Origin of the sequence: Psychroserpens sp. SPM9 (assembly GCF_025153525.1) — a bacterium.
Classification (GTDB): Bacteria; Bacteroidota; Bacteroidia; order Flavobacteriales; family Flavobacteriaceae; genus Psychroserpens.
In genome coordinates this window covers 41,137-50,423 of the sequence record NZ_JANZNR010000010.1, presented here as the reverse complement: position 1 = coordinate 50,423, position 9,287 = coordinate 41,137, and the positions used below count along the sequence as shown (strand labels likewise).

Here is a 9,287-nt window from a genome sequence, read left to right as displayed (position 1 = left end):
GAGTTTGTGTGGATGTGTTGCCGTTGCCATCATCGTAAGTCCAGGTCACAATCGTTGTTGTCCCTTCTCCTGAAATTGGTAATGTAGCATCATGAGTGACTGTCACTGTGCCTCCACAATTATCCGTCGCTGTTGGTGCGGTTAAACTGGTTACTTCACATTCCGCGGTGACATCTGATAAGTTAACAGCATCTGGTGTTGGTACTGTCACATCATCGATAATTACATTTTGAGTTTGTGTGGATGTGTTGCCGTTGCCGTCATCGTAAGTCCAGGTCACAACCGTTGTTGTCCCTTCTCCTGAAATTGGTAATATAGCATCATGAGTGATTGTCACTATGCCTCCACAATTATCCGTTGCTGTTGGTGCGGTTAAACTCGTTACTTCACATTCCGCGGTGATATCTGATAAGTTAACAGCATCTGGTGTTGGTGCTGTTACATCATCAATAATTACATTTTGAGTTTGTGTGGATGTATTGCCGTTGCCATCATCGTAAGTCCAAGTCACAATCGTTGTTGTCCCTTCTCCTGAAATTGGTAATGTAGCATCATGAGTGATTGTCACTGTGCCTCCACAATTATCCGTTGCTGTTGGTGCAGTTAAACTCGTTACTTCACATTCCGCAGTGATATCTGATAAGCTAACGGCATCTGGTGTTGGTGCTGTTACATCATCAATAATTACATTTTGAGTTTGTGTGGATGTGTTGCCGTTGCCGTCATCGTAAGTCCAAGTTACAACCGTTGTTGTCCCTTCTCCTGAAATTGGTAATATAGCATCATGAGTCACTGTCACTGTGCCTCCACAATTATCCGTTGCTGTTGGTGCGGTTAGACTCGTTACTTCACATTCCGCGGTGATATCTGATAAACTAACGGCATCTGGTGTTGGCGCTGTTACATCATCGATAATTACATTTTGAGTTTGTGTGGATGTGTTGCCGTTGCCATCATCGTAAGTCCAAGTCACAACCGTTGTTGTCCCTTCTCCTGAAATGGGCAGCGTCGCATCATGAGTGACTGTCACGGTACCACCACAATTATCCGTTGCTGTTGGTGCGGTTAAACTCGTTACTTCACATTCCGCTGTGATATCTGATAAACTAACGGCATCTGGTGTTGGTGCTGTTGTATCTACGACAGAAAACGTCGCTTTATAATTTAAGGTACCATTGTGAGCAAAATGAGTTCCTGCTCCACCTCCACTAGCAGTAAAAGTATAATCGGCTGTTGTATAGACTTCAATATAGTAGGTTCCCAGAGCTAAACCACTTATGATATTGATATTTGCTCCGCTTTCTTCCCATGTTTGATTGGTTTCTCCAGGCGCACATTGCCCTGATGGTAAATCGTTACTCAAAAAAGGCAATGAAACACTATCTGTAAAAGGTGGTGGTGTACTAGAGGTTAAATATATGCGGTAGTTAAGAAATCCGTTGGTAATATCGTCGGTATCACATTTATAGACTTTGTTTTGGGCACCATTTAGAATTAATGCACCATCACAACTAAAATTTCCTAGGTTAGTGCCTTCAAAATCTATGTTTCCTGTAGTGGCTTGTAAATCGTAATAGACATTTCCTGAGCCACTATCTAAAATAGCATAGCTCTCATAAATTCCAGATTGCGCAAACGTGGCTGAAATTCCTAAAAAGAAAAATACTATTGCTTGCACTATTATGCGTATTCCGTTCATTGTCAATATCCTTTTAAGTAAATTCGACATAGTCATACGTTTTCTCCATAGGAAGAAAACATTAATCACATGCTAAATTTGGTTATTACTAAATGGCTATTAATCAAATGAGGGAATATATAAAAATACAGCAAAGTTCTTTGACTCAACTATTTACTCGCCAAAACACCAAAAAAGTCTTTAATTGTTGATTTTTAAGATCATAATGTAAGAAAAACAATACAACAAAGCTTTAAACTTGTTTTAATTTCCAATGGCCTTTCTTAAACCAAATGATAGCAATGATAGCAATTAAAACTTCCGCTAAAACAATGGCTAAAAACACACCTACAGGTCCGTAATCTAAAGTGATAGCCATAAGGTAAGCAAAAGGCAATTGAAAAAGCCAAAAACACACAAAATTGATAACTGTTGGTGTCATGGTATCTCCTGCGCCATTAAATGAATTGATGACCACCATTCCGTAGGCATAGAAAATATAACCTGCAGCAACAACTCTTAGACAAAGGCTTCCGTTTTCAACCACATTAGATTCTTGAGTAAACCAAGAAATAATTTGTGGTGCGAAAACCAAATAAGCCACAGAAACTATTGCCATAAAATATGCACAATATTGACCTGTTTTCCACACGGATTGTTCGGCACGTTTAGGTTGTTTGGCTCCTAAATTTTGACCGACTAAGGTAGCTGCCGCGTTACTCATTCCCCATGCAGGCATAAAAGTAAACATCATCACACGAATCGCAATGGTATACCCAGCGAGGACTTCGCTACCAAATTCACTCATAATACGCATTAAAAACACCCAAGAAGAGGTTCCGATTAAAAACTGGCCAATACCACCAAGTGACACTCTAATCAGGTTGATCATGACCGTTATTCTTAAGACAAGGTCTTTAAATCTGATTTTAATTCTGCTCCAGCCATAAAATAAAACAATGAGTTGAAAAAGCACTGCAGAGCCACGACCTATAGTTGTAGCAATGGCTGCACCTTCAACGCCATAGGCAGGAATTGGTCCAAATCCGAAAATAAACATAGGATCCAGGATGATATTTAATCCATTAGAGAGAATTAATGTCCACATCGCCATCGATGCATCACCAGCACCTCTAAAAATTGCATTGATTAAAAACAAGAGCATAATGGTCACATTTCCACCCAATAGAATTTGAGTATAGCCATAACCTTCAGCAATTAAATCGGGTTCTCCGCCCATAAGTGCTAAAATTTCCTTCGGAAACAGAATTCCGAATACACTAATAATTGCAGCAACCAAGACGCCTAAAAAGATCACCTGAACCGCTGCTTGTGATGCGCCTTCTTTATCTTTTTCTCCTATACGCCTTGCGACTATAGCCGTTGCTGCCATACTAAGCCCAATGGCTATAGCATACACTAACGTAATTACAGACTCGGTGAGTCCAATTGTGGCGACAGCATTAACACTAACTTTAGAGACGTAGAATATATCTACTACAGCAAAAATAGATTCCATAAGCATCTCTAAAATCATAGGAATAGAGAGCATAAATACTGCTTTTCGAATGCTACCTGAAGTAAATTCTTGTTCTTTACCTGAAACCGCTTGTTTAAAGTAATTGAATAATTTTGTAATTGAAATAGTTGGTTTTGACATGATTGTAAATTATAAAATACAGACTACCAAAAGCTGAAAAGCTGATGGCTATTTTTGAGAATCACTTAAAGTGATGTATCGCGAAGTGTGGACTTAAACAATCATAAGACGTCAAAGATGGAAATTATTTTTCATATTTCAAAACGAATTCTAAATCTGAGGATTTTTTATGGGCTCTTTGATCTTAAATATAACAGTTCACCGAACATAAGTGCAAATAATCCAATGAACCGTTAATTGTCTGCCGAAAGTATTGATTATCAATACACATTTATATATATTCGTTTCGCTAATTAATTCAACCAATATGTTTAAAGCTGCCTTATTTGATATGGACGGCGTTATCGTAGATTCTGAACCTCTACATCACAAAGCTTATTACCAAATGTTTAGTGATGTCAATATTACTGTTTCAGAAGACTTGTACGCTTCGTTCACCGGACAATCCACATTAGAAATTTGTAAACAACTCATCGAGCATTTTAAATTACCTCTTGGTCCACAAACTTTAGTAGATATTAAACGTCATCACTTTAAAAACCTCTTTGAAAACGATACCGCATTACAACTTTTAGATGGTGTATTAGATCTAATTAAAGACTATCATAGTCATGATATGGCTTTAGTTCTAGCCTCTTCGGCTTCAATGGCTAATATCAATCGTATTTTTGAACGTTTTGATTTGGATCAGTATTTTGTAGCTAAAATTAGTGGTGCCGATTTAAAAGCTTCTAAGCCGCATCCTGAAATTTTCATCAAAGCTGCCGAATTATCTGGTTATGATGCAAAAGATTGCTTTGTTATAGAAGATTCTACAAACGGAATTGCTGCAGCTAAAGCAGCAAAAATTTACTGTGTTGGATATGATAGTTTGCATAGTGAAGATCAAGATTACAGCAAAGCCGATATCGTAATTTCAAATTTTAAGGAAATCACCTTTGCTAATTTAGAAAGAAGACTGGCTGTGGTTTAATCACTTTACTTCTTAAAATTTTTGTTGGTTAAAGTCTAAAAATCTCTTTTAGAATTACCCAGTATTGGGTATGGTTTGATTTGGTGCCACCCGCTATATTTGAACATTAACAAATTAAACACAAGATTATGAAAATTGAATTTGAAGTAGATAGATCTGAAGCTTTGGTGCTTTTAAAAGGGCTTAAGCATTTGATGGGAATTACCTCTAATCCTAAGACTATAAAAATCATTCATGATATCATTAAGGAAATTGAGGAAGATGGTAAAGCCAATGATTTTGTATTTGAAAATTTAGATAAGGAGACCGCAAATTATCGCAATATGAACTTTCCTTTTAAGATGATGTCTCATCTTAAGAATGATCTCAAAATGAATGACCCATTCATAAATTCAACTTATGGTCTTAGGCAACGTTGTCAGAAGGTCTTGACAAAACTTACCCATAGTACGAAACCCGGCAAGCCCATACCGCATGTTTCACTATCAAAGGTAAAACAGTGTAAAACCGTTAAGGATTTGGTTCATTTAATAGTCGAGGATTATGAAAACATATAAAATATTTTTAGTGCTTATATTGTGCGTTTCAGTTTGTTATGCACAAGACAACACAGAACAAAAAGCGCCTCAGTCTATAAGCATAAATTTGGGACAATCCTCCCAGAATAAGTTTACAAAATCTAATCCTGCACAAGTGATTGCAACGTTTCCCAATAACGATACCATAGCAGATTCATATTTAATCAACGGTTTTTTGGAAATCGAATACTTAAGACAACGTACAAACACATTCTCCTACACTCTAGGAATAGCCTATGAGGTTCAAAAAAACACCTTAATTAATAAAAAACAGGATGTACAACAAATTGGCATTACAGCATCTCAGATTATAGCCAATAATTACGACGATACTCAAGGTCAATATATTGTTAGTGAAAATGTTAAGTACTCTCAAGATTTTGTCAATAAAACAAAAGCATTTCAGGCACATTTAGGATTAAAATACGAAGACTTTAGACCAACACACATCTTCTTTGTTGATGGTGCCATTCCTCTTTTAGGCTTTAACGGTGAAAAGGATGGACTTTTGAGTTTTAGATGGGACTATAATTTGGGATTGGGCTATATTGGTGGCGATGAAGACGTCTTAATGGCAAAAGCCAATTTTTCAATAAGTGCTTTTCCATTTTATGGAATATTGAACAATTGGTTAGACCAACCGGAAATCATCTATACAACTTACGTTATGGATTTACGAACACCATTAATCGGGAATACTGATTTGAGACTAAATCCGAAACGAACATTTTCATTTGGACTGGCCTATGTAATCAATAAAAAGAATAAAATAGCCTTAGGCTACAATATTAATAAAGGTGCAGATCCATTTGCTGGTTTGGACAATCAGGATTTTGACACATTGACCTTTCAGGTCACAATGTCATTTGGTTCCAATTAAACAACTGTAACTAAAACTTAATTTTGATTGCTTATTGAATTATAAGGGCATTTTATATATTTATAGACATATATTGCTGCATTTATGTCTGATAAAAACACGTTAGTAGATTCCATTCAAAACCTGATTCAAGCGATCCTAAAAGCGCTTGGTCATGATACTACCAGAAAACGCACCTGGCATCAGCATGTGGTGCCTTATGAAGATGGTTGGGCTGTTCGTCGTGAAGGTAATAAACGTATTACTTCCAAACACCGTAAACAGAGTACCGCCATTAATAAAGCTAAGACGCTGGCGAAACGCTATAAGGCTGATGTGATTATTCATCGTGAAAGCGGTGGGATTCGGGATCGGGTAAGTTATCGTGATTGATTGTGATTTTTAGTTGCTTATGTGTTTTATAAATCTTTTTTTCATTGCTAAAAAAAGATACAAAAAAATATAGGCTGCACTTTTAGTTCTTGAAAACCTAGCTACAAGCTCATTCCTGCGCATCGCAAACGCTTCGCTAGGCGATGCTCCACTACCCACTACTTGACCTTGTCTTGGTATTACTACGTACTAAAACTGATGCCGTTGACCTATTACCTAACCGTTGTGCATATCTTCAATAGTGTTGTATGTCTTAATCGTATTGGGTATTGGGTATTGGGATTAGATGCGTTATAAAGTCGACTAGAAAAAAACACCAAAGCCATTGCCTTGAGGGATCCAGTCCGTTAGGAACTACACTTTGGTGCTAAGCGATTTGAATCTAAAATTCGGTTACGCTATTTAAAAGTAATCATTTTATAGATTATTACGCTTTTTTACTTCCTCCGCCTCAATAAAGTTTTTATATTTAGACTCTCCCAATTTGATTATGTAGTACTAATTGAATTTGTATTAGTTATTTTTTAATATTATTCGAAATACTAAAAATATGTCTGAAATAAGTAATCTCATTAAAGAACTTATAGAATTTAGAAATTTAAGAGATTGGAAACAATTTCATAACTCTAAAGATTTGGCTTTAGCTATAAACATTGAAGCTGGTGAATTATTAGAATTATTTTTATGGAAAGAAAATGAAGATTTTGTAAAAGAAAAATTAGAAGAGGAGTTAGCTGATGTACTATCATTTTGCCTACTTCTAGCAGAAAAACATGACTTAGATGTATCAAAAATCATACAGAAAAAAATAAGACTAAATAACAAAAAATACCCTATAGAAAAAGCTAAAGGAAATTCAAAAAAGTATAATGAATTATGAGCTTATCGTTTGAGTTATCTGTTGAAGTTTCTGAACAATATGATTTTAATAAAGAATCTTTACTAAAAATAGAATCAAATACTTGGGTAAAAAACAAATGGCCTTTAGTCTATTTTATTCAAAACCAATTTACAAGAGTTGCGTATGTTGGAGAATCTACAAATGCTGCAAATAGAATAAAAAATCATTTATCTAATCCCAAAAAGTCCAATCTAAAAAAAATATCCATTATTGGCTCTGATAAGTTTAACAAATCAGCCACACTTGATATTGAATCTAAACTAATTCAATATATATCTTCAGAAGGAACTTACAAATTACAAAATGGCAATTACGGGTTAATCAATCATAATTATTATCAGCAAGATTTATATAAAGATTTGTTTAAAGAAGTTTGGAATAAACTTATTGAAAAAAAAATCATAAGTAAATCTCTTTCTGAAATTGAAAACACAGAATTATTTAAATATTCTCCATATAAATCATTAAACGAAGATCAATACAATTCGGTTATACAAATATTAAATGCTTTAGTTATCAATGAAACTAATATGATATTCGTAAAAGGAAGTGCTGGTACTGGAAAAACTATATTAGCTACCTATTTTATCAAATTACTAAATTCAGATGAACTAGATTCTAATTTAGAAGACCTAAATGAAAACGAAATTCATGAGATAAATTTAATAAAGAATTTTTCACTAAAATACCCCGATAAAAAAATTGGCCTTGTTATAGCCATGACTTCTCTCAGAGAAACACTAAAAAATGTTTTCAGGAAGATTCCAGGATTAAAAGCTTCTATGGTAATAAGCCCTTCAGACACATTTAAACAATACTATGATTTATTAATTGTTGACGAAGCACATAGACTAAGACAATACAAGAACATTGGTTGGATGGGTGTTTTTAAAAAGAACAATAGAAAATTAGGGTTAGATGATACAGGTAACGAATTAGATTGGATTATAGCTAATAGTAAAAATCAAATTTTATTCTATGATTCAGCACAATCAGTTAAACCTTCTGATATAGGACCTAAAAACTTTAAAAACTTATTAAATAAAACAAACACTTCTGTTATTGAACTTAAATCGCAAATGAGAGTGATTGGAGGTAACGATTATATAACATTTGTTGATGATTTATTAAATTTAAAAAACCAAGAATTAAATTTTTATGCATCAGAAGATTATGATTTAAGAGTTTTTGACAATTTGAATGATTTATATGAAGAACTCAAAAAGAAAGAAGAAGAATGTGGATTATCAAGATTAGTTGCTGGTTATTCTTGGCCATGGAAATCTCAAAATGATAAAGACAAAGTAGACATCAAAATTGACAATTTAGAATTTCAATGGAATAATACAGATAAAGATTGGATAAATTCTAAGAATGCTTTTAATGAGGTTGGTTGCATACATACTACGCAAGGTTATGATTTGAACTACACAGGTATCATTTTTGGAAATGAAATTTATTTCAATAATCTTACAAACAGTATTGAAATAAATAAAGAAGAATATTACGATAAAAACGGAAAAAAGGGTATTAGTGATTTAGATGAGTTAAAAAATTACATTATTAACATATATAAAACTCTGATGTTTAGAGGTATAAAAGGAACTTTTATTTATGCTTGCGATGAAAATTTGAATAACTATTTCAAAAAGCACATTCCTTCATTTGAAAAAAAATTAAAATTTAGGTTTATTGACGAGAATGATGTAATACCTTTTGTTAATTCTGTTCCATTATTAGATTTATCTGTAGCTGCAGGGGAATTTAGCGATTTACAAATCGTTTCTAACTTCAAATGGATTGAATTACCTAATCATATTTCAACAAAAAAAAATTATTTTGTATGTAAAGTAGTAGGTGAATCTATGAATAAAATTATTCCTAGTGGCTCTTACTGTTTATTCGAAAAAGATCCTGGCGGATCTAGAAACGGAAAAATAGTTTTGGTACAACACCACAATATTCAAGACAAAGATTATGGTTCAGGATTTACAGTTAAACATTATCAAAGTAAAAAAACTGTTAACCATGAGGGCTGGAGACATGAATTTATAACTTTAAGTCCTAAATCTTTTGATGACAGATTTGATGACATAATATTGTCAGAAGATGAATTAAGGGAATTAAATATATTTGGAGTTTTCGTATGTGTTATTTAACAAACTTATACTTAAAAATACTCCAAAATAATTGAGATTGATAATATCATAGGCAACAACTTATATGACATTAATCTTAAAAACAT

General features: G+C 33.9%; 7 protein-coding genes and 1 pseudogene. 6 read left to right on the top strand and 2 right to left on the bottom strand.

What is annotated here, in order from left to right:
* Both N4270_RS16605 and N4270_RS16600 read right to left on the bottom strand, forming a co-directional pair.
* Positions 1-1,699 (bottom strand): annotated as a pseudogene (locus N4270_RS16605) (hypothetical protein); the annotation flags it as partial.
* Positions 1,700-1,931: 232 nt separating this feature from the next.
* Positions 1,932-3,338, bottom strand: a complete 1,407-nt coding sequence (locus tag N4270_RS16600) for an MATE family efflux transporter (protein ID WP_260098478.1) — start codon at positions 3,336-3,338, stop codon at positions 1,932-1,934.
* A 307-nt stretch (positions 3,339-3,645) separates the two neighbouring features.
* Here N4270_RS16600 and N4270_RS16595 point away from each other — a divergent pair, with 307 nt between their 5' ends.
* The 6 genes from N4270_RS16595 (at position 3,646) to N4270_RS16570 (ending at position 9,201) form a co-directional block, all read left to right on the top strand.
* On the top strand, positions 3,646-4,311 hold the full coding sequence (locus N4270_RS16595) for an HAD family phosphatase (protein WP_260098477.1): 666 nt from the start codon (positions 3,646-3,648) through the stop codon (positions 4,309-4,311).
* Positions 4,312-4,439: 128 nt separating this feature from the next.
* The gene (locus N4270_RS16590) at positions 4,440-4,868 is read left to right on the top strand and encodes a hypothetical protein (RefSeq protein ID WP_260098476.1); all 429 of its coding nucleotides are present in this window, start codon (positions 4,440-4,442) and stop codon (positions 4,866-4,868) included.
* Positions 4,855-5,769 carry a hypothetical protein gene (locus tag N4270_RS16585; RefSeq protein ID WP_260098475.1) on the top strand — a complete coding sequence of 305 codons (915 nt, stop codon included), beginning with the start codon at positions 4,855-4,857 and terminating at the stop codon, positions 5,767-5,769. The genes N4270_RS16590 and N4270_RS16585 overlap by 14 nt, the downstream gene beginning before the upstream one ends.
* A gap of 84 nt (positions 5,770-5,853) precedes the next feature.
* Positions 5,854-6,141, top strand: coding sequence for a DUF2188 domain-containing protein (locus N4270_RS16580; protein WP_260098474.1), 288 nt, complete (start codon positions 5,854-5,856; stop codon positions 6,139-6,141).
* Between the two features lie 550 nt (positions 6,142-6,691).
* Positions 6,692-7,021, top strand: coding sequence for a nucleotide pyrophosphohydrolase (locus tag N4270_RS16575; protein WP_260098473.1), 330 nt, complete (start codon positions 6,692-6,694; stop codon positions 7,019-7,021).
* On the top strand, positions 7,018-9,201 hold the full coding sequence (locus N4270_RS16570; RefSeq protein WP_260098472.1) for a DNA/RNA helicase domain-containing protein: 2,184 nt from the start codon (positions 7,018-7,020) through the stop codon (positions 9,199-9,201). Before N4270_RS16575 ends, N4270_RS16570 begins: the two co-directional genes overlap by 4 nt.
* Positions 9,202-9,287: the final 86 nt, after the last annotated feature.